This window comes from Klebsiella sp. R390 (genome assembly GCF_051131745.1).
Lineage (GTDB): Bacteria > Pseudomonadota > Gammaproteobacteria > Enterobacterales > Enterobacteriaceae > Klebsiella.
Map to the genome: position 1 here is coordinate 2,051,401 of NZ_CP180445.1, position 24,125 is coordinate 2,075,525.

Here is a 24,125-nt window from a genome sequence, read left to right on the forward strand (position 1 = left end):
AATAACCCAATGAGTGAATTTTTGCTGAAACCCCGGATCTGCTTCGGCCAGGACGCCCTGTCGGTCCTGAACGAGCTGCCCGCCCGCCACGTTCTGCTGGTCACCGACCAGGCGATGATCACGTTTGGCCTCGCCGATCGCGTCACGCGGATCCTGCGCCAGCGCGGTATCGCCTTCCAGGTCTGGGACGACGTGGTTGCCGACCCGGATATTGCCACCATCGTGCGCGGTATGAAACTGATGGATGCCTGTTATCCGGATCTGGTAGTGGCGCTGGGCGGCGGATCGGTGATTGATGCGGCCAAAGCGGTTATTTTCGCCCTGGCACAGACCCGCCCACAGGCCGAACGCCAGCGCCCTTGCTTTGTGGCGATCCCGACCACCAGCGGCACCGGTTCTGAAGTGACGGCGTTTTCGGTGGTGAAAGCCCACAACGAAAAACTGGTGCTGGTCGACCCGACGCTGCTGCCGGATATCGCCCTGCTCGACCCGGCGCTGGTTGCCTCCGTTCCGCCCGCTATCACCGCCGATACCGGAATGGACGTGCTGTGCCACGCGCTGGAGGCCTATGTCTCCCGCGCCGCCAGCGACTTTTCCGATGCGCTGGCTGAAAAAGTAGTGCAGCAGGTGTTCCGCTATCTGCCTACCTGCTGGCGGAGCGGTGACAACCTGCTGGCACGCGAAAAGATGCACAACGCCTCCTGCATGGCGGGGATGGCGTTTACCAACGCATCGCTGGGCATCACCCACAGTCTGGCCCATGCGCTTGGCGGCATCTTCCATGTTCCGCACGGTCGCGCTAACGCCCTGTTAATGGCCGAAGTGGTGGCATGGAACGCGGATTATCAGGGGCAGTGCGACACCGCCGCCGCCCACAAATATGCCCGACTGGCCCACCTGCTGGACCTGCCTGCCGCCACCACGCGTCAGGGCGTCGCCAGCCTGCTGGTGGCGATTCAGGCGCTAAAAGATGAAATGACCATGCCGACCGGCATTGGGGAGACCCGCGTCGACGCTGCCGAATTTGAACAACGACTGGCAGAGATGGTTGGCCAGGCGCTGCGCGACAGCTGTACGCCGACCAATCCACGTACGCCGGACGCCAGCGCGTTAACCGGGATTTATCGCCGGGCCTGGACCGGGCACCAGAGCGGCGTCGCCGTTCAGGGCGACTGATAACAAGATTTGGAGAACCTTACCCATGGCACACTACAGCTTAACGCCGCGCGTCACCGTGCTGGCTGAACGTTTACTCTCACAAAAAAGTACCCTGTGCACCGAGCATGCCGCCACGCTGAACGCCCTGGATGGTGATATCGCGGGCATTCCCGCCGTCGTCAAACCGGCGCGCCGCTTCTATGAGCTGATGCGCCAGCTGCCGGTTGGCATCAGCCCCGATGAGCTGATTGTCGGCGACCAGACCCGCAAACCGCGCGGCGCCATTTTCCACGATGAAAGCGCCGCCCAGCGCCCGTCGGCGTTCCGCTTCCTCAATCTTAACAGTGAACTGGACTCACCGGACTACCGGTTGATTGTCGAGCAGGGCGTGCTGGCGATTAAACACCAGTTGGAAGAGAAAACCCGCAGCCTCGGCAGCGCCGTCAGCCGCAGCGGCATGGATGAAGTAAACGGCTGCCGCGCCGCCCTGTATGCCTGCGACGCGCTGCTCACCCTGGCACAAAAGCTGGCCACCAGCGCCGAAACGCTGGCCGCGGCGGAAAGTAACCCCTACCGTCAGGCCGAACTGCGCGAGAGCGCGACGATCCTGCATCAGGTACCAGCCCACCCGGCACGCAACTTTAAAGAAGCCTGCCAGGCCTTTTATCTGTTCCAGCTGGCGCTGCAGCTGGACAACGGCAGCTACGCGGTCAACCCGGAAGGCGCCGATAAAGTTCTGCTGCCGTGGTATCAACGCGACATTGCCAGCGGTCTCCTGACGCCACAGCAGGCATATGAAATCGTCGAGTGCCTGTGGTTCAAACTGGCACAGTTGAGCGACGTCCGCGCCCCCTGCGCGATCGACGGCTACCCGATGTTCGATGCCCTGCTGCACGGCGCGCAACTCGATGATGCCAACCTCATCATCAACGAACTCTCCGGCCTGTTCCTCTGCGCGCAGCGCAACCTGAGCGCGCTGAACCTGCCGGTTCGCCTGTTCAGCGGCGCCGGAAGCGTCTCATCCATACCGTTTGCCGCCGAGAGCAACACCCCGACGGTGGAGGGACTGACTCCGCGTATGCAACGCCTGCGCAACCATTACCTGACGGTACGCCCGAGCGTGTCCATCTATCGCGCGCTGGCCTTTACCGAGGTGGTGAAAGCCAACCCGGGCATGCCAACAATTCTGCTGCGTGCCAAAGCCTTCCGTCACGCCTGCGAAACCGCGCCGATCCTGATTCAGGACGACGAACTGATCGTCGGCCATCCGTGCGGCAAACCGCGTGCCGGCGCCTTCTCACCGGATATCGCCTGGCGCTGGGTGCGCGACGAGCTCGATACCATGAGCACCCGCCCGCAGGATCCGTTTGAGATCAGCGAAGCAGATAAAAAAACCATTCGCGAAGAGATCGTGCCGTTCTGGGAAGGCCGTTCGCTGGACGAGATCTGCGAAGCGCAGTACCGCGAAGCAGGCGTGTGGGCGTTTAGCGGCGAGACCTTCGTCAGCGACCTCTCCTACCACCAGATCAACGGCGGCGGCGACACCTGCCCGGGCTATGACGTGCTGCTGTTCACCAAAGGGATGAACGGTATTAAAGCCGATGCCGAGGCGCATCTCGCGCAGCTGAGCATGGAGAACCCGGAAGATATCGACCGCATCTACTACTACAAAGCGGCGATTGAAACCTGCGAAGGGGTGATTAACTACTCTCACCGTATTGCCGCCCGCGCCCGTGAGCTGGCCGCCCTTGAGCAGAATGCTCAGCGTCGCGCCGAACTGCTGACCATTGCCGAGGTAAACCAGAATGTCCCGGCAAACCCGCCGAAAACGCTGCAGGAAGCGCTGCAAAGCATCTGGACCGTGGAGTCGCTGTTCGAAATTGAAGAGAACCAGACCGGTCTGTCGCTGGGCCGCGTTGACCAGTACTGCTACCCGATGTTTGAAGCCGATATTCGCGAAGGTCGCCTGACGCACGACACTGCGCTGGAGATGATGCAGGCGTTTATTATCAAGTGCGCCGAGCTGATGTGGATGTCCAGCGAGCTGGGGGCGAAATACTTTGCCGGCTACCAGCCGTTTATTAACCTGACCGTCGGCGGTCAGAAGCGCAGCGGCGGAGATGCCTGTAACGACCTGACCTACCTGATTATGGATGCCGTGCGCTTCGTGAAGGTCTACCAGCCATCGTTGGCCTGCCGTATTCACAACCAGTCGCCGCAAAAATATATGGAAAAAATCGTCGACGTGGTGAAAGCGGGCATGGGCTTCCCGGCCTGTCACTTCGATGATTCGCATATCAAGATGATGCTGCGCAAGGGCTTCGACTTTGAAGACGCCCGCGATTACTGCCTGATGGGCTGCGTCGAGCCGCAGAAATCCGGCCGTATCTACCAGTGGACCTCCACCGGCTACACCCAGTGGCCTATTGCCATCGAGTTTGTGCTCAACCGCGGCCGGATGGTGCTGTTTGATAGCTATCAGGGGCTGGATACCGGCGACCTGCGCGACCTGCGCACCTTCGAAGAATTTGATGCGGCAGTGAAGAAGCAGATTGCCCATATCGTGCGTCTGTCGGCGATTGGCACCGTGATCAGCCAGCGCGTACACCGCGACGTGGCGCCGAAACCGCTGATGTCGCTGCTGGTGGAAGGCTGCATGGAAAGTGGCAAAGATGTCGCCGCCGGTGGTGCGATGGTCAACCACGGGCCTGGGCTTATCTTCTCCGGCCTGGCGACCTACGTCGACTCCCTCGCCGCCATCCGCAAGCTGGTGTTTGAGGATAAAAAATACACCCTCGAGCAGATGCGCGACGCGATGCTGGCGAACTTCGAGGGCTTCGAGGCGCTGCGCCGCGACTGCCTGAACGCGCCGAAATACGGTAACGACGACAACTACGTTGACCAGTACGCGCTGGATATCACCGAGTGGACCGAGCGTGAATGCCGTCAGTACCAGATGCTCTACTCCACCCTCAGCCACGGCACGTTGTCCATTTCCAACAACACGCCAATTGGCGAACTGACCAACGCCACGCCGAACGGCCGCCTGGCCTGGATGCCGCTTTCCGACGGCATCAGCCCGACGCAGGGTGCGGACAAGCAAGGTCCTACCGCCATCATCAAGTCCGTGAGCAAGATGAACGTCGAGACCATGAACATCGGCATGGTGCATAACTTCAAGTTCCTCAAAGGGTTGCTCGACACCCCGGAAGGACGCCATGGCCTGATCACCCTGCTGCGCACGGCGTCGATTCTCGGCAACGGCCAGATGCAGTTCAGCTATGTCGATAACGAAGTGCTGAAAAAAGCCCAGCAGGAGCCGGAAAAATATCGCGACCTGATCGTCCGCGTCGCCGGCTACAGCGCCTACTTCGTGGAGCTGTGCAAAGAGGTTCAGGACGAGATTATCAGCCGTACGGTCATCGAGAAGTTCTGATAAAGACACGGACGTTTTTGGACAAGGATGTCCTGGCTATTTTTTCTGGAGGCAAGCGTGAATAAAGAATTAACCGGGCGAATCTTCAATATTCAGAAATATTCGATCTACGACGGCGATGGGATTCGCACGCTGGTTTTTTTCAAAGGCTGCAATATTCGCTGCCCGTGGTGTGCCAACCCGGAAGGGCTGACCAGCCAGTTTCAGGTGATGTTCTCACACGACAAATGCATTAACTGTGGCGATTGCGTCAACGTCTGCCCGGCCGGGATCCATTATCGGGCGGAAGAAAACGGCGAGATGAAGCATTTCGTCGACCGCAATAAAGACTGTATCGGCTGTCGCAAGTGCGAAGAAATCTGTACCCAGAACGCGCTGGATATTATGGGCAAAGACGTCACCGTCAGCGAGCTGATGGAGGTCATCATGCAGGATTATGACTTCTATATCGCCTCCGGCGGCGGTGTGACCATCGGCGGCGGCGAGATGAGTCTGCAGACCGATTTTGCCGTGGCCCTGTTCAGCGAATGCAAAAAGATGATGCTCAATACCGCCGTCGAAACCCAGGGCACCACCTCGCTGGCCAATTATCAAAAGCTGGCGCCGGTTACCGACACGTTCTTATTCGACATTAAGCAAATTAACAGCGAGCACCATAAAGCGTTATTTGGCATCGGCAATGAAGGTATTCGCCGCAATCTGGAATGGCTGGTGGATTCCGGCGCCAACGTAATTGTGCGCATGCCGCTGGTGCGGGGATATAACGACTCATTCGATGCAATTACCGGGGCCATTGATTATGTGCAGAAGCTGGCGAAGCGCGGGAATATCCGCCGCATCGACATGCTGCCGTATCACCAACTGGGGCGCAAAAAATATGAGCGTCTGGATATGCCCTATCCCATTACCCAGGACCCGTCTTATTCACCCGATGAGCTGAGCCAACTGGAGACGTTCTTCACGCAGTTCGATTTTGATATCCGCTTAGTCCGCCATTAACAGGAGCCGACAATGAAAAGTTTAGGCGTAATTGAAACGCGAGGGCTGGTCGCCGCCATTCAGGCCGTCGATGCCGCCTGTAAAGCTGCAGGCGTGACCTGCATTGGTTATCGCAAAGTCGGGTCGGGGCTGGTCAGCGTCTGCTTCGAGGGCGAAATCAGCGCCATCCACACCGCCATTGAGCGCGGTATTGCCGTGGTTGCCGCAGACCAGGTAGTGGGTTCACTGGTCATCGCCCGCCCGGAACGCAGCGTAGTTGAGGCGCTGGGCAAATTAAAAGGCCGTCCGCCGCGCCCTGCGACACCAGCGGCAGTAAAACCCGCCATCGCAGAACCCGCCGTCGTCCCGACGTCGGTGGAAAAAAGCGGACCGGAGCTGCCGCCGTCCCAACCAACACCCGGCGAGGCGGAAGATAAAAGTGCCGCGTTCAAGAAAGGGAAGAAGGCATGATCGACACCCTGCTACAGGAAAAAATTAGCGCCCGACTGACCCGCATCGCGCCGGATATTCCGGTCGGGATCTCCAACCGTCACGTGCACCTGTCACAGCAGGATGTCGAAGCCTTGTTTGGCAAGGGATATGCGCTGACGCCGTTCAAACCACTACGCCAGCCGGGGCAGTTTGCCGCCGAGGAGTGCGTGACCGTGGTCGGGCCAAAAGGCTCGCTAACCCGCGTGCGCGTGCTTGGCCCCACTCGTCCGGTGACCCAGTTGGAAATCTCTCGCGCCGACGCCTTTACGCTGGGGATCCAGGCACCGGTACGCGAATCCGGACAACTGGAGCAGGCCGGCAATGCCCTGCTGATTGGCCCGGCGGGCCACGTTGAGCTCCGCTCCCAGGTGATCTGTGCCTGGCGGCATATTCATATGTCACCGCAGGATGCGCAGCGCCTGAACGTCAGCCATGGCCAGAAGGTCAAGGTCGGCAGCCGTGGCGAACGCCAGCTGACGTTTGATGAAGTGGTGGTGCGGGTGCGGGACGATTTTGTCCTCGAGCTGCATATCGATACCGAAGAAGCCAACGCCGCCGGATTAAAAAACGGCGCGCAGGTCACGCTTATTGCATAACGGGGGCCAGCCATGACCGAGGAAGAGATCGACCACCTGGTGACGCGGGTTATCCAGCGGCTGCAGCCGCCGGTGCTGGTGATGGTCGGCGCGGCGGAGGGCTATCGCCCGCTCATCCGCCGTCGTCTGGCGGGATGTGGGCAGCGTCTGCACCTCGCGCTGGAAGACGGAATAGTAGATGCGGCGCAGTGGCAGGCGATCGGCGAGATTATCCCGTACGGGACCTGGCAGGCGGCGCTGCCGTCGATGGCCTGGCGGGCCGTGATAGTGCCGTATCTCGATTATCCGCTGGCGGCCGATCTGGCAAACGGCACGTTGCGCAGCCCGGTTGCCCGGCGGCTGCACGACGTGCTGCTGGCCGGCCTGCCGGTACTGGCGTTGCGCTATCACTGCGACCCGGACAGCGAGCTGAACCAGCTGTGCGGCGCGGCGAGCCAGACGCCATACGCCAGTCAGATGCACGCGACCCTGGCCCGCTTGACGGCATGCGGCGTCACGCTGTGCTCAATGAATGAACTGCTGGCAAAGCTGGTCGCCGGGCCGGGAGCGTCCGTTCCGACGCCGGTCGGCGGGGCGCGTCGTTATCTCACTGTCACAGACATCGTCAATAATCCGGCGCTGGCCGCCGCCAGCGATGCCGTGTTAACCGATGCCGCGAGTGATTTTCTCAAAAACAGAAATAAAGAACCCTACCTTAATAAATAGATCCGGAGTTTATTATGTCTTCAAAAACAAAATGTTGGCTATGGATGCTGTTGGTTATCCTTTCGGAAACCTCGGCGACGTCCACCCTCAAGATGTTCGGTAGCAGCGAAGGCTCCACCAAAATGTTGCTGCTCGGGCTGCTGATTGTTCTGTATTGCACCTGCTATTACTCGCTGTCCCGTGCGGTTAAAGATATTCCCGTCGGCCTGGCCTACGCCACCTGGTCCGGAACCGGCATTCTGGTGGTATCGACGTTGGGGATGGCCTTTTATGGCCAGCATCCGGATACCGCAGCCATTATCGGCATGGCAATTATCGCCAGCGGTATCGTGATCATGAATCTGTTTTCAAAAATGGGCAGCGAAGAGAGCACTGACGCGCCTGCCGAACCGGTAACGCCACTGGATCGCAAGATCGCCAACTAACAGAAAAGGAATAGCATATGTTTAATCTCGGGTTCTTATGGCTGGCGCTGTCCATCGGCTCAGAAATTACCGGTACGTCGATGATCAAAAAAACCAACGGCTTTAGCAAACTGGCGCCTTCCGCACTGGTCGTCTGCGCTTACGGGTTGTGTTATTTCGCCCTCACTCGCGCAATGAGCACCATCCCGGTGGGTGTAGCGTACTCGCTGTGGTGCGGCTTCGGCATTGTCGGCGTCACCATCTGCTCGATGATCCTGTACAAGCAGAAACCGGATCTGCCGGCGATCTTCGCCATGGTGCTGATCATCTCTGGCGGCATCATCATGAACGTCTTCTCCACCATGTAATCCGCTAAACATGACCAGGCGTGGGTTTACCCCACGCCTTTTTCGTGTCAGGATAATTGTCATGAACAGAATCGTTGTCATCTCCCGCTCATGCCGTTGGTGGCTGCCTGCATAACAGGCGGCACGATTTATGTTTTCCAATTTTTAAGCCGCCGGAAGGCGGCTTAATTGTTTCTTAGCGACGTCTTTCGGCTTACCGCAGCCTAAGGAGTCTCTGATGAACACATTACCCACCATTCTTACCGGCGATCGCCCCACCGGTCAGCTACACCTCGGCCACTACGTGGGCTCGCTGCGCCAGCGGGTCGAGCTGCAACATGACCATCAGCAGTTTATTCTGGTCGCCGACCTGCAGGGGTTAACGGATAACGGCAGCGATCCGCAGAAAATCAGCCGCAATATCTGCGAGGTGCTGGCGGACTATCTGGCGGTGGGAATCGACCCGCGCAATACCACGATTTGTCTGCAATCGGCGCTTCCCGCGCTGGCTGAACTGAGCGCGCTGTATATGAATATCGTCACCGTCGCCCGCGTCGAACGTAATCCAACGGTCAAAAATGAGATCGCGCAGAAGGGATTTTCCCGTTCACTGCCGGTCGGCTTTCTCGCCTACCCTATCAGCCAGGCGGCGGACATTACCGCCTTTAAAGCCGGGCTGGTGCCGGTGGGCGACGATCAGCTACCGATGATTGAGCAGACCAATGAGATCGTCCACAAAATGAATAGCCTGACGACGACGCCGGTATTGCAGCACTGCAAAGCGCTGCTCAGCGATGTGAGCCGCCTGCCGGGCATTGATGGCGGTGCCAAAATGTCAAAATCGCTGGGGAATACGCTGACGCTCTCCGCCAGTGAAGAGGAGATCCATCGTGCGGTCAGCGCGATGTATACCGACCCACACCATCTGCGCGTCAGCGATCCAGGCCAACTCGACGGCAACGTCGTCTTTACTTACCTGGACGCCTTCCATCCCGACCACGCCTTGATTGCCGAGATGAAAGCCCACTACCAGCGTGGCGGACTGGGCGATCGGCAGTGTAAGAATGTGCTGGAAGAGTGCCTGCAGACGCTACTGGCACCGATTCGCGAACGCCGGGCTACGTTTATCGCTGATAAAGGGATGCTGCTGGAGCTGCTGCGCCAGGGCAGTGAGCGAGCGCAGCACCTCACGCAGCAGACGCTGCATGAGGTCATGCGGGGGTTAGGGTTGCCGGTACTGTTCTGAAAAGCCGGGGCATGGCGACTCAGTGTGATTCGCCGTGCCCGCCCTGATGCAGCTTCACGCAGTCACGCCCGCTACGCTTGGCGGTGTACAGTGCGCTGTCGGCATCGCGCAACAGTCGATTGTAATCCGGGTGGCCGCTATGCACGGCATAGCCGATGCTGACGGTGATGGCAATGTGGGTCTCTGCGCCAACGTCAAACTGCAGCTGGCTGATGCTTTTTCGCAGGCGTTCCAGCAGCGTAAAGGCCTCACCGGCGTTGGTTTCCACCAGAACCAGTAAAAACTCTTCGCCGCCATAGCGGAAGATATAGTCGCTGGAACGAATATTATCGCTGAGCAGGTCGGCCACGTGCTTGATCGCCCGGTCGCCCACTACGTGACCCCAGTTATCGTTAATCTCTTTGAAATGGTCGATATCCACCATCGCTACCGTCATCGGCAGCCCATGCTCCATGGCGAGGGTGACCTCATGTTTGAGGACCACCGGCAGGTAACGACGGTTTAGCAGGCTGGTCAGCGAATCCTTGCCATTTTGCATCTGCGACAGGCTGCTAAAGATCACTTCCAGCTGGTGACCTATCTGCTGGCAATGGATATGGATGCTCTGGAGCAGGCTTTGGGTGTTTTTATACCCGGAACGATCCGGTGATGATTTCCAGTCGATAATTAAGCGATCGACCTGCTCAATGACGTCGGTGATCTCTGCCATCTGAGCATTTTTATTGAAATAGCGTACGCATTTATGACGGAACCACAGGCCAAATTCGGATTCCGATAATAATGTACCGTTAATCGCGGCTGTATTTTCGCTGACGATATTAAAAATCGTACTATTTTCCCAACCGGAGAGCGAAGCCTGCTGTTTGCCGTATTCCATCGGGATATTATCCATCAGGCTATACAGGCGGTAAGCCTCTTCATTTTTCGTCGCCCGGTAGTGCGATAAGGTGTAGGCATGGCACATCATCTCGATGGCCATGTTAATCGCCATGACCGAATAATGGAGCGTCGCCAGCGCGGTCTGGTGGCCAATGTCGTCACGATCGCGAATGTACTCTATCAGCCCGGCCTTGAGCTGGCGGGCTCCGCGCAGTACCGCCTCGGCGGGAATACCAATGCGCGCGTGGATGCTGCCGATAAAATATTGCCGTTCTGCCAGCGCCTGCAGCCCATCCCGTTCGCAGGTTAAAATATCCTTTACCCATGCGGCCAGCGAACGACTGAGGCGCTCCTGCACCAGATCATAGGTCAGGTGGCGGGCAATATCAGGATCCTGAAAAATAAAGTCATAAAATCGGGCTGCCAGTGCTTCTGACTGCTCAGAGGCAATATTTTTAAGAACAGCCTTCACATCGGGAGTCAAACCGTCATACAGCGGCAGCCATTCCTTGAAAATAACGGAGATATATTTCTTGCTTTCATCACTCATTGAATAAAGCACTCACCGATTAGGATCTATTTTAAGGCTGAAGATCATACAACAGTTCGCTCTGGTCAACCAGATTGAAAATTCAGCAGGTGAGGACGATGCTGGCAGCCATCAAGGATTCGCAGGGGTAACGCTGATTGTGGTTCATGGTTTGCGGTTCATCACCCGGCGTAGCAGCCAGGTAAATCCCATCGCCATGCTAAACAGGATAAACAGCAGCGCCACCCAACTGAGAGAAATACGCACTAAGGCGCTGAAGGTCATCAGTGGCTGAAGGTGCACGGTAAACGACTCGCTGAGCGGCTTTCCCATCAGCAGCAGTACGCTTTCGATGGCCCAGACGCATCCCCGGCAAACGACCCAAATAATCGCCGGCCAGCATAGCAGAACTAAAAAAGTGAAGCGTTCTTGCAGGTAACTTATGAGCGGGCGCAGGGGCGACCATGTTAGCAGGTTCTTCATTAGTATTCTCATCGTGCCGCTCGATACTCTTCTTCCGGCCACGACACACGCTGTTTTTATCGAAAATGGGGGAACTAAAAAACGGCCAAGTTAACAAAGTGTTAATGACACTAAAACATTTTACCTAAAAAGTCCAGTAACAACCGCACAGGTCGTTAAATATGAGAATAAATTCCTGCTGATATACCGAAATAAATATTAAGCGACCGAAAAAATACTGACAATATATTTAAATATTTTTATCTTTTAATTTATATATTACTGGTGCATGGTCAATATTCATAATTCCGTATATTTAGACAAGATAAAGGGAGCACTAAAATAGCGAGGATATATAAAAATGGCGGGGCGAACATATAAAATGCGATAGGAATCGGGTAAGTAGCGCTCACCGACAAACAGCAGATAAACAAAAAAACCCCATGCTTTCGCATGAGGTTTCTTTGTTTTATTTGATGCCTGGCAGTTCCCTACTCTCACATGGGGAGACCCCACACTACCATCGGCGCTACGGCGTTTCACTTCTGAGTTCGGCATGGGGTCAGGTGGGACCACCGCGCTATCGCCGCCAGGCAAATTCTGTTATCAGGATGCTAAAAGCACCCCAACTAATCTGTATCAGGCTGAAAATCTTCTCTCTGTCCACCAAAACAGCTTTGGCGTTGTAAGGTTAAGCCTCACGGTTCATTAGTATCGGTTAGCTCAACGTATCGCTACGCTTACACACCCGACCTATCAACGTCGTCGTCTTCAACGTTCCTTCAGGACTCTCAAGGAGTCAGGGAGAACTCATCTCGGGGCAAGTTTCGTGCTTAGATGCTTTCAGCACTTATCTTTTCCGCATTTAGCTACCGGGCAATGCCATTGGCATGACAACCCGAACACCAGTGATGCGTCCACTCCGGTCCTCTCGTACTAGGAGCAGCCCCCTCAATTCTCCAGCGCCCACGGCAGATAGGGACCGAACTGTCTCACGACGTTCTAAACCCAGCTCGCGTACCACTTTAAACGGCGAACAGCCGTACCCTTGGGACCTACTTCAGCCCCAGGATGTGATGAGCCGACATCGAGGTGCCAAACACCGCCGTCGATATGAACTCTTGGGCGGTATCAGCCTGTTATCCCCGGAGTACCTTTTATCCGTTGAGCGATGGCCCTTCCATTCAGAACCACCGGATCACTATGACCTGCTTTCGCACCTGCTCGCGCCGTCACGCTCGCAGTCAAGCTAGCTTATGCCATTGCACTAACCTCCTGATGTCCGACCAGGATTAGCTAACCTTCGTGCTCCTCCGTTACTCTTTGGGAGGAGACCGCCCCAGTCAAACTACCCACCAGACACTGTCCGCAACCCGGATTACGGGTCTACGTTAGAACATCAAACATTAAAGGGTGGTATTTCAAGGTTGGCTCCACGCAGACTGGCGTCCACGCTTCAAAGCCTCCCACCTATCCTACACATCAAGGCTCAATGTTCAGTGTCAAGCTATAGTAAAGGTTCACGGGGTCTTTCCGTCTTGCCGCGGGTACACTGCATCTTCACAGCGAGTTCAATTTCACTGAGTCTCGGGTGGAGACAGCCTGGCCATCATTACGCCATTCGTGCAGGTCGGAACTTACCCGACAAGGAATTTCGCTACCTTAGGACCGTTATAGTTACGGCCGCCGTTTACCGGGGCTTCGATCAAGAGCTTCTCCTTACGGATAACCCCATCAATTAACCTTCCGGCACCGGGCAGGCGTCACACCGTATACGTCCACTTTCGTGTTTGCACAGTGCTGTGTTTTTAATAAACAGTTGCAGCCAGCTGGTATCTTCGACTGATTTCAGCTCCACGAGCAAGTCGCTTCACTTACCATCAGCGTGCCTTCTCCCGAAGTTACGGCACCATTTTGCCTAGTTCCTTCACCCGAGTTCTCTCAAGCGCCTTGGTATTCTCTACCTGACCACCTGTGTCGGTTTGGGGTACGATTTGATGTTACCTGATGCTTAGAGGCTTTTCCTGGAAGCAGGGCATTTGTTACTTCAGCACCGTAGTGCCTCGTCATCACACCTCAGCGTTAATAAGCGTCCGGATTTACCTAAACGCTCCGCCTACATGCTTAAACCGGGACAACCGTCGCCCGGCTAACATAGCCTTCTCCGTCCCCCCTTCGCAGTAACACCGAGTACAGGAATATTAACCTGTTTCCCATCGACTACGCCTTTCGGCCTCGCCTTAGGGGTCGACTCACCCTGCCCCGATTAACGTTGGACAGGAACCCTTGGTCTTCCGGCGAGCGGGCTTTTCACCCGCTTTATCGTTACTTATGTCAGCATTCGCACTTCTGATACCTCCAGCAACCCTCACAGGCCACCTTCAACGGCTTACAGAACGCTCCCCTACCCAACAACACCTAAGTGTCGCTGCCGCAGCTTCGGTGCATGGTTTAGCCCCGTTACATCTTCCGCGCAGGCCGACTCGACCAGTGAGCTATTACGCTTTCTTTAAATGATGGCTGCTTCTAAGCCAACATCCTGGCTGTCTGTGCCTTCCCACATCGTTTCCCACTTAACCATGACTTTGGGACCTTAGCTGGCGGTCTGGGTTGTTTCCCTCTTCACGACGGACGTTAGCACCCGCCGTGTGTCTCCCGTGATAACATTCTTCGGTATTCGTAGTTTGCATCGGGTTGGTAAGTCGGGATGACCCCCTAGCCGAAACAGTGCTCTACCCCGAAGATGAGTTCACGAGGCGCTACCTAAATAGCTTTCGGGGAGAACCAGCTATCTCCCGGTTTGATTGGCCTTTCACCCCCAGCCACAAGTCATCCGCTAATTTTTCAACATTAGTCGGTTCGGTCCTCCAGTTAGTGTTACCCAACCTTCAACCTGCCCATGGCTAGATCACCGGGTTTCGGGTCTATACCCTGCAACTTAACGCCCAGTTAAGACTCGGTTTCCCTGCGGCTCCCCTATACGGTTAACCTTGCTACAGAATATAAGTCGCTGACCCATTATACAAAAGGTACGCAGTCACCTAACAAGTAGGCTCCCACTGCTTGTACGTACACGGTTTCAGGTTCTTTTTCACTCCCCTCGCCGGGGTTCTTTTCGCCTTTCCCTCACGGTACTGGTTCACTATCGGTCAGTCAGGAGTATTTAGCCTTGGAGGATGGTCCCCCCATATTCAGACAGGATACCACGTGTCCCGCCCTACTCTTCGAGTTCACAACGTGTGCATTTTAGTGTACGGGGCTATCACCCTGTACCGCCGGACTTTCCAGACCGTTCCACTAACACACGCGCTGATTCAGACTCTGGGCTCCTCCCCGTTCGCTCGCCGCTACTGGGGGAATCTCGGTTGATTTCTTTTCCTCGGGGTACTTAGATGTTTCAGTTCCCCCGGTTCGCTTCGTTAAGCTATGTATTCACTTAACGATAGTGTGACGAATCACACTGGGTTTCCCCATTCGGAAATCGCCGGTTATAACGGTTCATATCACCTTACCGACGCTTATCGCAGATTAGCACGTCCTTCATCGCCTCTGACTGCCAGGGCATCCACCGTGTACGCTTAGTCGCTTAACCTCACAACCCGAAGCTGTTTCGTAAAACAGTCCGCGTTGCGAAAATTTGAGAGACTCGAACACACCATTTTTCCTTTCTTATTACGGAGAAAGAAAACAGTGTGTCGTTTCAATTTTCAGCTTGATCCAGATTTTTAAAGAGCAAAACTTCGCAGTATACCTTTTCAGGTACACTCTGAAGTTTTCTTGTTATTCAGCAGTAAAGGATGGTGGAGCTATGCGGGATCGAACCGCAGACCTCCTGCGTGCAAGGCAGGCGCTCTCCCAGCTGAGCTATAACCCCATCGTAATTGCCATCTCTGTTTACCGTAATTCGATATCGGGCAAGGCGTGGTGACACGAAGCATACTGAAGTATGCGAGCGTCGCCATAACGCAGCACGGTAGCGAATTTGGTAGGCCTGAGTGGACTTGAACCACCGACCTCACCCTTATCAGGGGTGCGCTCTAACCACCTGAGCTACAAGCCTGCAGAGATGTTTTACTGCTTATTTTTCATCAGACAATCTGTGTGGACACTACAAAGGCAGGTTCTTTCAGGTAAGGAGGTGATCCAACCGCAGGTTCCCCTACGGTTACCTTGTTACGACTTCACCCCAGTCATGAATCACAAAGTGGTAAGCGCCCTCCCGAAGGTTAAGCTACCTACTTCTTTTGCAACCCACTCCCATGGTGTGACGGGCGGTGTGTACAAGGCCCGGGAACGTATTCACCGTAGCATTCTGATCTACGATTACTAGCGATTCCGACTTCATGGAGTCGAGTTGCAGACTCCAATCCGGACTACGACATACTTTATGAGGTCCGCTTGCTCTCGCGAGGTCGCTTCTCTTTGTATATGCCATTGTAGCACGTGTGTAGCCCTACTCGTAAGGGCCATGATGACTTGACGTCATCCCCACCTTCCTCCAGTTTATCACTGGCAGTCTCCTTTGAGTTCCCGGCCGGACCGCTGGCAACAAAGGATAAGGGTTGCGCTCGTTGCGGGACTTAACCCAACATTTCACAACACGAGCTGACGACAGCCATGCAGCACCTGTCTCAGAGTTCCCGAAGGCACCAAAGCATCTCTGCTAAGTTCTCTGGATGTCAAGAGTAGGTAAGGTTCTTCGCGTTGCATCGAATTAAACCACATGCTCCACCGCTTGTGCGGGCCCCGTCAATTCATTTGAGTTTTAACCTTGCGGCCGTACTCCCCAGGCGGTCGACTTAACGCGTTAGCTCCGGAAGCCACTCCTCAAGGGAACAACCTCCAAGTCGACATCGTTTACAGCGTGGACTACCAGGGTATCTAATCCTGTTTGCTCCCCACGCTTTCGCACCTGAGCGTCAGTCTTTGTCCAGGGGGCCGCCTTCGCCACCGGTATTCCTCCAGATCTCTACGCATTTCACCGCTACACCTGGAATTCTACCCCCCTCTACAAGACTCAAGCTTGCCAGTTTCAAATGCAGTTCCCAGGTTGAGCCCGGGGATTTCACATCTGACTTAACAAACCGCCTGCGTGCGCTTTACGCCCAGTAATTCCGATTAACGCTTGCACCCTCCGTATTACCGCGGCTGCTGGCACGGAGTTAGCCGGTGCTTCTTCTGCGAGTAACGTCAATCACTAAGGTTATTAACCTTAATGCCTTCCTCCTCGCTGAAAGTACTTTACAACCCGAAGGCCTTCTTCATACACGCGGCATGGCTGCATCAGGCTTGCGCCCATTGTGCAATATTCCCCACTGCTGCCTCCCGTAGGAGTCTGGACCGTGTCTCAGTTCCAGTGTGGCTGGTCATCCTCTCAGACCAGCTAGGGATCGTCGCCTAGGTGAGCCATTACCCCACCTACTAGCTAATCCCATCTGGGCACATCTGATGGCATGAGGCCCGAAGGTCCCCCACTTTGGTCTTTCGACGTTATGCGGTATTAGCTACCGTTTCCAGTAGTTATCCCCCTCCATCAGGCAGTTTCCCAGACATTACTCACCCGTCCGCCGCTCGTCACCCGAGAGCAAGCTCTCCTGTGCTACCGCTCGACTTGCATGTGTTAGGCCTGCCGCCAGCGTTCAATCTGAGCCATGATCAAACTCTTCAATTTAAGTTTGATGCTCGTGAATTAAACTTCGTAATGAATTACGTGTTCACTCAGAGACTTGGTATTCATTTTTCGTCCGAGGACGTTAAGAATCCATGTCACTTTGAGTGCCCACACAGATTGTCTGATAAATTGTTAAAGAGCAGTGCGACGGCGCTTAGCGCTCTGTCGCGAGGTGGCGTATATTACGCTTTCCTCTTTCAGAGTCAACTCATTTTTCAGAAGTTTTCTCTTTCTGACCCGGCTTACTCTGTGAAGTTGTTCACATTTGCCGTGTCAGTGGGAGCGCATTATAGGGAGTTCTCTTTGGATGGCAAGCGCTAAAATACAAAAAACTTATCAAGCGCTCATTATTTAAACTAAACAGCTATTCCCGCTCTGGCATATCAACAAAGAAACCCAGTCACCACGCGGCCTGCAGACACATTCACGTCATTTCCCCTCGCAGATAAAAGAACGCCTTATCCTCGCCGCTTCCGGTTCGTCTCTCATTGTCATCCATCCCCATATCTATATAGCAACGGAAAACGCCATTCCGCGATGGCCAATTAAGCAGCGGCTTTGACGCATGACAAAGCGTCCGTCACCGACACCTTTCTATAATCAGGCCCGTTTCTTCATGACTGGTGTGAATCTATGGCTTATCAACTGAACATTAACTGGCCCGAGTTTTTAGAGAAGTACTGGCAAAAGCAGCCGGTAGTGTTAAAGCAGGCTTTCCCGAACTTCGTCGATCCGATTACCCCGGACGAGCTGGCCGGCCTGGCCATGGAGCCGGAAGTCGACAGTCGGCTGGTGAGCCTGGTCAACGGTCAGTGGCAGGCCAGCAACGGGCCGTTTGAACATTTCGACGGTCTGGGCGAGACCGGCTGGTCCCTGCTGGCCCAGGCGGTGAACCACTGGCATATGCCTGCCGCGGAACTGGTTCGCCCGTTCCGCGTTCTGCCGGACTGGCGCCTGGACGATCTAATGATCTCCTTCTCAGTACCCGGCGGCGGCGTGGGTCCGCATATCGACCAGTATGATGTCTTTATTATTCAGGGAATGGGCAGCCGTCGCTGGCGCGTTGGGGACAAGCTGCCGATGCGCCAGTTCTGCCCGCATCCGGCGCTGCTGCATGTTGATCCTTTCCCACCGATCATCGATGAAGATCTGGAACCTGGCGATATTCTCTATATTCCACCTGGATTCCCGCACGATGGCATCACCCACGAAACCGCGCTGAACTACTCGGTGGGCTTCCGTGGCCCTAATGGCCGCGACCTGATCAGCAGCTTTGCGGACTATGCGCTGGAAAACGACCTCGGCGGCGAACACTACAGCGATCCGGACCTCACCTGTCGCGAACATCCTGGCCGGGTAGAAGAGTACGAACTCGAACGCCTGCGCATGATGATGATCGACATGATTAACCAGCCGGCAGACTTCACCCAGTGGTTCGGCCGCTTCGCGACCACGCCACGTCATGAGCTGGACGTCGCCCCAGCGGAACCGCCCTATGCTGAAGATGAAATAGTCGATGCGCTGGCCGGTGGGGAAAACCTGTGCCGCCTGAGCGGACTGCGGGTGCTGCATATCGGTGACAGCTTCTTTGTGAACAGCGAGCGCCTGGAAACGACCGATGCTCAAGCGCTGGACGCCCTGTGCCGCTACACCACCCTGAGCCAGCAAGAGCTGGGCAATGCGCTGCAGAACCCGGCCTTTGTGACGGAACTGACGCGCCTGATCAACCAGGGCTACTGGTACTTCGAAGAGTAATCCCGCCGCACCACCGCCGGGTAGCCGGGAGCCTGAAAGCCCCGGCTTCCGGCAGTTACAGCTGCTGCGTTGGCAACGTCAGGATAAACCGCGTTGAGCGGCTGTCGGACTCCACCGCCACGCTGCCGTGATGGGCAATCACAATAGACTTCACGATCGCCAGGCCGATCCCACTCCCCTCACCGCTGCGCTGACGGGACGGATCGACGCGATAGAAGCGATCAAACAGCCGGGGCAAGTGCTCAGCGGCAATCGGCTTGCCGGGGTTTTCCACCACCAGCGTCACCTGCCCTGCGCGTTCATGGATGTGGATTGTCACCGCCTGCAGGGCCGGAGTATAACGAATGGCGTTCGACAGCAGGTTACCGATCGCCCGACGCAGCATCAGCGGATCGCCGGTCACCCAGCCGGCACTTCCACTCAGACGCAGCGTCACCGCCTGCTCTTCGGCCCAGGCCTCGAAGAAGTCGAACACTTTATTGACCTCATCGACCAGATTCATGGTTTTCTGCTCAGGCGTCAGCTGGTTGTTGTCCGCTTGCGCCAGAAACAGCATGTCGCTGACCATCCGCGACATCCGCGAGAACTCTTCCAGATTGGAATACAGCACCTCTTCCAGCTCTTTCTGATTACGAGTCTGGCTGAGGGCGATTTCGGTTTGCGTCACCAGATTGGTAATCGGCGTGCGGATCTCATGGGCAATGTCAGCAGAGAAGTTCGACTGGCGCGTAAAAACATCCTCTATACGTTCCAGCATATGGTTAAAAGAGAGCACCAGCCGTTCCAGTTCAACCGGGACACGACCGGGATCTAAACGCACGTCGAGATCTTTCGAGGTGATGTTCTGAATCTGTCGGCTGACCTGGCGAATGGGTTTATGCCCCTGATAGACCACGAACAGCACAATCAAGATGATAAGGAGGCTGATCACCGACGCCGCCGACATCAGCTTCGCCTTCAGCTCATTAATATAGTGCAGATGGAAATCGATCGATAAGGCCATCAGCAGGTGATACGCCGGTTTGCCATCCGCCTGCTTGCCGAGCGGCAGCATAATCAACCGCCAGGCGCGGGTCTGCAGCTGATGATTATCATGGGTCATAACCTGCGGGTGCGGGTCGGCCCACGAAATCACGCTGCCGTCCTGCAGCTGCGCCGCCAGCCCAGGAGTGCGCAGAATATGGCTCAGGTCCGGGCCATTCGGCGACTGGAACAGGATCGTGCCGTTGGCATCATCCAGACAAATAAAAACATTGGCATAGCCATCGATGACATTTTTCAGGATTTCCAGCCGTCGCGCCTGCGAGTCGTCGCCGTGATTAAGCACCGTTTCCAGGGTGGTCGCCAGCTGCTTTAAGTCATGAACGTCACGCTCTTCAAAGTGCGCTTTAACCGAGTTGATCATTATCCAGGTGAACGCAAAGAACGCCACCACCGTCGCCAGGCTGATAAAAAAGGTCAGCCGGGTCGCCAGCGAAAATGGCCGCTGCAGCCACTTACTCGCCATCCGGCACCTCAAGCATATAGCCGACGCCGCGCACGGTCTGGATAAGCTTCGGCTCAAAATCATTATCTATTTTGGCCCGCAGCCGCTTCACCGCCACGTCGATGGCGTTGGTGTCGCTGTCAAAATTCATATCCCAGACCTGGGAGGCAATCAGCGACCGGGGCAGCACCTCCCCTTGATGACGCAGGAAGAACTCCAGCAGCGTAAACTCTTTGCTGGTCAGGGTGATACGTGCGCCGCTGCGGGTCACTTTGCGGCTGGGCAGGTCGACGAATAAATCCGCTGCCTGAAACTGGTTTTCGACGATGGCCGACGCCCCGCGCCGCAGCAGGGTTCTTACCCGCGCCAGCAGTTCGGCAAACGCGAACGGTTTCACCAGATAATCATCCGCCCCCAGCTCCAGCCCCTTAACCCGATGTTCGACGGTGCCCAGCGCGGTCAGCAGCAGAACCGGCATGCTTTTCCCGGCGGCGCGCAGCATTCTGACGATATCCCAGCCGTTCACATCAGGCAGCATAATGTCGAGGATCAGCAGGTCATAATCGCCGGTCATCGCCAGGTGATAGCCGTTCAGGCCGTTATCAGCCAGGTCAACGACAAAACCGGACTCCGTCAGCCCTTTGGTCAGGTACTCACCGGTTTTCTTCTCATCTTCGACGATCAAAATCTTCATGACATGCTCCTTCACCCGCCGTTTGTGCGGGTTTCCAATTTTAGTGGAGAGCGACCGGATAGCAATGAATTCTCAGGAAAATGACAGCTTTGTCATTTTCCTGTCACGCGTCGAACAGAGGCGGTTTTGTAAAGTACCAGCCATTCAATCATCGCCAAAAAACGTCCTGCCCTATGCGCACATTAAAGCTCATCACGCTCAGCGTGGTCTTTGCTCTGACCGGCTGCCTCTCGCTGGCACCAGAGTACCAGCAGCCGGCCTCGCCGGTGCCGCAGCAGTTCTCGCTCAGCCAGAACAAGCTGGTCGCCGCCACTGCCCACTATCAGGATACCGGCTGGCGGACGTTTTTCGTCGACCCGCAGGTCAAATCGCTGATTGGCGAAGCGCTGCTGAACAACCGCGATTTGCGCATGGCGACGCTCAAGGTTCAGGAGGCGAGAGCGCAATATGGCGTTACCGACGCCGACCGCTACCCGCAGCTGAATGGCGCCACCAGCACCACCTACAGCGGCAAGCTCAAAGGTGATACCACCACCAAAAGTGACTATCAGGCCGGGCTTAACCTCAGCTTCGATCTCGATTTCTTTGGCCGGCTGAAAAATTTAAGCGAAGCGGACCGGCAAAACTATTTCGCCAGCGAAGAGGCCCGCCGGGCGGTCCATATCCTGCTGATCTCCAATGTGTCGCAAAGCTATTTCAACCAGCGCCTGGCCTGGGCTCAGCTACAGGTGGCCCGGGAAACATTGCAGAACTATCAGCAGTCCTACGCCTTTGTGGAGAAACAGCTGCTGACCGGCAGCACCAACGTGCTGGCGCTGGAGCAGGCTCGCGGGGTGATCGAAAGTACCCGCGCCGATATCGCCAAGCGTGAAGGCGAACTGGCGCAGGCCAACAATGCGTTACAGCTGCTGCTCGGCAGCTATCAGCATCTGCCCGATGACGCGGCCAGCAGCCTGCTTGATATCAACGGCGTGGCCTTACCGCCCGGGCTGTCGTCGCAGATCCTGTTGCAGCGCCCGGATATCTTAGAAGCCGAGCACGGTTTACGCGCCGCCAACGCCAATATTGGCGCCGCGCGGGCGGCATTTTTCCCGTCGATAACCTTAACCAGTTCGTTATCCAGCAGCAGCACCGACTTATCGCGCCTGTTTAACCCCGCCAGCGGGATGTGGAATTTCGTCCCGAACATCGAACTGCCGATTTTTAACGCCGGGCGCAACCAGTCGAACCTCGATCTTGCCGAAATCCGCCAGCAGCAGTCGGTGGTGAATTACGAACAAAAAATCCAGACCGCATTTAAAGAGGTCGCCGACGCGCTGGCCCTGCGCCAGAGCCTGGCCGACCAAATCAGCGCCCAGCAGCGCTACCTCGCCTCTTTGCAAATCACCCAGCAGCGGGCAAGAACGCTCTATCAGCACGGGGCGGTGAGCTACATCGAAGTGCTGGACGCCGAGCGTTCGCTGTTCACCACGCGGCAAACCTTGCTGGACCTCAACTACGCCCGTCAGGTCAACGAAATCACGCTGTTCACCGCCCTTGGCGGCGGATGGGTGGAATAACTTTTTATTTACTCTCAGGAGCATGAATCATGAATCAGGTCACGAAAACGATCGTTTTTGGCTTTCTTTCCGCAGTGATGTTTGGCGCCCAGGCCGCAGAGCACCAGCATGGCGACATGATGAACAGCCAGCCCGTCGCGCAGCAGGCGCAGGCCATCAGCGCCACCGGCGAGGTCAAATCCATTGATATGGACAGCAAAAAAGTCACCATCGCCCACGATGCCATCCCGGCCGTGAACTGGCCGCCGATGACCATGCGCTTCACCATCACCCCGCAAACCCAGCTCAACGACATTAAAACCGGCAGCAAAGTCGCCTTCACCTTTGTGCAGCAGGGCAACCTCTCCTTATTACAGGACATCCATCTCGCGCAATAACGGCCCACGGAGATAACCACCAATAACGTTGATATGGATAAAGATATGGCATCGTTCACCCTCAAAAACAGTGCGCTAATCATCGGCAGTATGCTGATTGGCGGTCTTATCTCCGCAGGCCTGTATCGCTATTTTTCGCCCCCCGTCGTGGCAGACAGCGCGGCGGCGAGCGGCGAACGCGCCGCCCGTAAAGTCTTGTTCTGGTATGACCCGATGTACCCCAACACCCGTTTTGATAAGCCAGGAAAGTCGCCGTTTATGGACATGGACCTGGTGGCAAAATATGCCGATGAAGACGCGGCATCATCCAGCACGCCCGGCGTGCGCATCGACCCGACGCAAACCCAAAACCTGGGCGTAAAAACCGAACCCGTGCGCCGGAAGCCGCTGCATTTCTCGCAGCGGCTTCCGGCGAGCGTCAGCTTTAACGAATATCAGTTTGTCATTGTCCAGGCGCGCTCGGCGGGGTTTATCGACAAGGTTTACCCTCTGACCGTCGGCGATAAAATCCGCCAGGGCACACCGCTGGTCGACCTGACGATCCCCGACTGGGTCGAAGCCCAGAGTGAATATTTACTGCTGCGGGACACCGGCGGCACCGCCACCCAGGTGGAGGGGATCCTCGAGCGCCTGCGCCTCGCCGGGATGCCGGAAGAGGATATCCGCCGCCTCAAAGCGACGCGAAAAATTCAGACCCGCTTCACCCTCAAAGCGCCCATCGACGGCGTAATTACCGCGTTTGATTTACGCAGCGGGATGAACATCACCAAAGATAACGTGGTGGCGAAGATTCAGGGGATGGATCCGGTGTGGATCAGCGCCGCGGTGCCGGAAGCTATCGCCTGGCTGCTCAAAGACAGCTCGCAGTTTACGATCTCGGTTCCGGCGTGGCCCGGTAAGACCTTCACCATCAGCAAATGGACCATTTTGCCCAGCGCCGATGCCGAGACCCGCACCCTCCAGCTGCGCCTGCAGGTGGATAACCCGGATGAAGCGCTGAAGCCGGGGATGAACGCCTGGCTCCAACTGAGCACGCAAAGTCAGCCAATGCTGCTGATCCCCTCCAAAGCGCTGATCGATACCGGCTCCGAACAACGGGTGATCACCGTCGATAGCGACGGGCGCTTCGTGCCAAAACGCATCGACGTCTTCCAGCAATCCGACGGTATGACCGCGGTGCGCAGCGGCCTTAGCGAAGGCGAAAAGGTGGTCTCCAGCGGCCTGTTCCTGATTGATTCAGAGGCCAATATTTCCGGCGCGCTGGATCGCATGCGCGCGCAGACGCCCGCCGCGACGCCGGCAAGTACGGTACCGACAAGTGCAGCCCCGGCGGCACACGCCCACTGAGGAA

General features: G+C 56.2%; 17 protein-coding genes, 2 tRNA genes and 3 rRNA genes. 13 read left to right on the forward strand and 9 right to left on the reverse strand.

Annotated elements, in window-relative coordinates; genetic code table 11:
- Positions 1 to 9 precede the first annotated feature (9 nt).
- The 9 genes from ACMYSP_RS09590 (at position 10) to trpS (ending at position 9,362) form a co-directional block, all read left to right on the forward strand.
- Positions 10 to 1,176, forward strand: a complete 1,167-nt coding sequence (locus ACMYSP_RS09590; RefSeq protein ID WP_434586514.1) for a 1-propanol dehydrogenase PduQ — start codon at positions 10 to 12, stop codon at positions 1,174 to 1,176.
- Between the two features lie 25 nt (positions 1,177 to 1,201).
- A complete protein-coding gene (cutC, locus tag ACMYSP_RS09595) occupies positions 1,202 to 4,594 on the forward strand; it encodes a choline trimethylamine-lyase (protein ID WP_434586516.1) in 3,393 nt (1,130 codons plus the stop codon).
- 27 nt (positions 4,595 to 4,621) lie between these two features.
- On the forward strand, positions 4,622 to 5,593 hold the full coding sequence (gene cutD, locus ACMYSP_RS09600; RefSeq protein WP_434586517.1) for a choline TMA-lyase-activating enzyme: 972 nt from the start codon (positions 4,622 to 4,624) through the stop codon (positions 5,591 to 5,593).
- Between the two features lie 12 nt (positions 5,594 to 5,605).
- A complete protein-coding gene (locus ACMYSP_RS09605) occupies positions 5,606 to 6,043 on the forward strand; it encodes a BMC domain-containing protein (protein ID WP_434586519.1) in 438 nt (145 codons plus the stop codon).
- Positions 6,040 to 6,660 (forward strand): phosphate propanoyltransferase, encoded by a 621-nt coding sequence (locus tag ACMYSP_RS09610; RefSeq protein ID WP_434586521.1) that lies wholly within the window; start codon positions 6,040 to 6,042, stop codon positions 6,658 to 6,660. Before ACMYSP_RS09605 ends, ACMYSP_RS09610 begins: the two co-directional genes overlap by 4 nt.
- 12 nt (positions 6,661 to 6,672) lie before the next feature.
- On the forward strand, positions 6,673 to 7,365 hold the full coding sequence (locus ACMYSP_RS09615; protein ID WP_434586522.1) for a hypothetical protein: 693 nt from the start codon (positions 6,673 to 6,675) through the stop codon (positions 7,363 to 7,365).
- A 14-nt stretch (positions 7,366 to 7,379) separates the two neighbouring features.
- On the forward strand, positions 7,380 to 7,790 hold the full coding sequence (locus ACMYSP_RS09620) for a DMT family transporter (protein WP_434586523.1): 411 nt from the start codon (positions 7,380 to 7,382) through the stop codon (positions 7,788 to 7,790).
- A 17-nt stretch (positions 7,791 to 7,807) separates the two neighbouring features.
- On the forward strand, positions 7,808 to 8,137 hold the full coding sequence (locus ACMYSP_RS09625; protein WP_434586524.1) for a DMT family transporter: 330 nt from the start codon (positions 7,808 to 7,810) through the stop codon (positions 8,135 to 8,137).
- Between the two features lie 217 nt (positions 8,138 to 8,354).
- Positions 8,355 to 9,362 (forward strand): tryptophan--tRNA ligase, encoded by a 1,008-nt coding sequence (trpS, locus tag ACMYSP_RS09630; protein ID WP_434586525.1) that lies wholly within the window; start codon positions 8,355 to 8,357, stop codon positions 9,360 to 9,362.
- A 19-nt stretch (positions 9,363 to 9,381) separates the two neighbouring features.
- On the opposite strand, the gene ACMYSP_RS09635 is transcribed toward trpS, so the two are convergent.
- From ACMYSP_RS09635 to ACMYSP_RS09665, 7 genes are all read right to left on the reverse strand, one after another.
- Positions 9,382 to 10,791 (reverse strand): GGDEF domain-containing protein, encoded by a 1,410-nt coding sequence (locus tag ACMYSP_RS09635; protein WP_434586526.1) that lies wholly within the window; start codon positions 10,789 to 10,791, stop codon positions 9,382 to 9,384.
- Positions 10,792 to 10,935: 144 nt separating this feature from the next.
- The gene (locus tag ACMYSP_RS09640; protein ID WP_154144417.1) at positions 10,936 to 11,253 is read right to left on the reverse strand and encodes a hypothetical protein; all 318 of its coding nucleotides are present in this window, start codon (positions 11,251 to 11,253) and stop codon (positions 10,936 to 10,938) included.
- A 457-nt stretch (positions 11,254 to 11,710) separates the two neighbouring features.
- A 5S ribosomal RNA gene (gene rrf / locus ACMYSP_RS09645) occupies positions 11,711 to 11,826 on the reverse strand.
- Positions 11,827 to 11,919: 93 nt separating this feature from the next.
- Positions 11,920 to 14,824: ribosomal RNA gene (locus tag ACMYSP_RS09650) — 23S ribosomal RNA — on the reverse strand.
- 206 nt (positions 14,825 to 15,030) lie between these two features.
- Positions 15,031 to 15,106: transfer RNA gene (locus tag ACMYSP_RS09655), tRNA-Ala, on the reverse strand.
- 109 nt (positions 15,107 to 15,215) lie between these two features.
- Positions 15,216 to 15,292: transfer RNA gene (locus tag ACMYSP_RS09660), tRNA-Ile, on the reverse strand.
- A gap of 71 nt (positions 15,293 to 15,363) precedes the next feature.
- Positions 15,364 to 16,903 (reverse strand): 16S ribosomal RNA (locus tag ACMYSP_RS09665).
- Together the 16S, 23S and 5S rRNA genes with 2 tRNA genes alongside form the textbook arrangement of a ribosomal RNA operon.
- A gap of 633 nt (positions 16,904 to 17,536) precedes the next feature.
- Between ACMYSP_RS09665 and ACMYSP_RS09670 the strand changes: the two genes are divergently transcribed.
- Entirely contained in the window at positions 17,537 to 18,658 is a 1,122-nt protein-coding gene (locus tag ACMYSP_RS09670; protein WP_434586528.1) for a JmjC domain-containing protein, read from the forward strand.
- Between the two features lie 55 nt (positions 18,659 to 18,713).
- Here ACMYSP_RS09670 and ACMYSP_RS09675 read toward each other — a convergent pair whose 3' ends face one another.
- On the reverse strand, positions 18,714 to 20,165 hold the full coding sequence (locus tag ACMYSP_RS09675; protein ID WP_434586529.1) for a Cu(+)/Ag(+) sensor histidine kinase: 1,452 nt from the start codon (positions 20,163 to 20,165) through the stop codon (positions 18,714 to 18,716).
- Positions 20,155 to 20,838, reverse strand: coding sequence for a copper/silver response regulator transcription factor (locus tag ACMYSP_RS09680; protein ID WP_123757962.1), 684 nt, complete (start codon positions 20,836 to 20,838; stop codon positions 20,155 to 20,157). Before ACMYSP_RS09680 ends, ACMYSP_RS09675 begins: the two co-directional genes overlap by 11 nt.
- Before the next feature lie 173 nt (positions 20,839 to 21,011).
- Here ACMYSP_RS09680 and ACMYSP_RS09685 point away from each other — a divergent pair, with 173 nt between their 5' ends.
- The 3 genes from ACMYSP_RS09685 to ACMYSP_RS09695 are packed head-to-tail and all read left to right on the forward strand — an operon-like array spanning position 21,012 to position 24,121.
- Positions 21,012 to 22,397 (forward strand): efflux transporter outer membrane subunit, encoded by a 1,386-nt coding sequence (locus ACMYSP_RS09685; protein ID WP_434586531.1) that lies wholly within the window; start codon positions 21,012 to 21,014, stop codon positions 22,395 to 22,397.
- A 29-nt stretch (positions 22,398 to 22,426) separates the two neighbouring features.
- A complete protein-coding gene (gene cusF, locus ACMYSP_RS09690) occupies positions 22,427 to 22,774 on the forward strand; it encodes a cation efflux system protein CusF (protein WP_434586532.1) in 348 nt (115 codons plus the stop codon).
- Positions 22,775 to 22,819: 45 nt separating this feature from the next.
- A complete protein-coding gene (locus ACMYSP_RS09695; RefSeq protein ID WP_434586533.1) occupies positions 22,820 to 24,121 on the forward strand; it encodes an efflux RND transporter periplasmic adaptor subunit in 1,302 nt (433 codons plus the stop codon).
- Positions 24,122 to 24,125: the final 4 nt, after the last annotated feature.